This is a genomic window from Candidatus Symbiothrix dinenymphae, assembly GCF_001431085.1.
Genome location: NZ_BBRU01000514.1, coordinates 1 through 389, shown reverse-complemented (window position 1 = coordinate 389; position 389 = coordinate 1). Strand labels below are relative to the sequence as shown.

Annotated in this window: 1 protein-coding gene; it reads right to left on the bottom strand. The window is 40.4% G+C overall.

Annotation, left to right across the window (positions count from 1 at the left end; genetic code table 11):
* Positions 1 to 19: 19 nt before the first annotated feature.
* Positions 20 to 389 (bottom strand): hypothetical protein (locus ASC50_RS05395; RefSeq protein WP_158648491.1); only part of this gene is annotated, 370 nt, incomplete at its 5' end.

Below are 389 nucleotides of genomic sequence, written 5' to 3'. Positions count from 1 at the left end.
ATTTTTAATCCTCCCCCAACTAAAAGTCAAACAACAGCCACTTGACTTCGATGTTTTCGAAAGTGAGCACATAGATAAGGCGGTCGCCATTATAAAAGTTATAGATATATCGGACACCATAATATTCTTCAAAAGTACCGCGATAGGTGATGTTGCCAACTTCTATCTCTCCGTCAAGAACATGCCCCCAGCCTATCGAACACCAATCTTCCCGCTTTAAATCAACATCACTCGCATTGGAAGGCAATGGAAATTGAATGTGCGAAAGTTGATAGTCGCCTTTATTTATGAAAAATTTCTTTATGAAATCTTGAAAGTCGGGAGACCTGAATTGACGGTTAAGTGCCTCTTCACGAGCTATTAATTCTCCCTCAAGACCGCCGTAATTT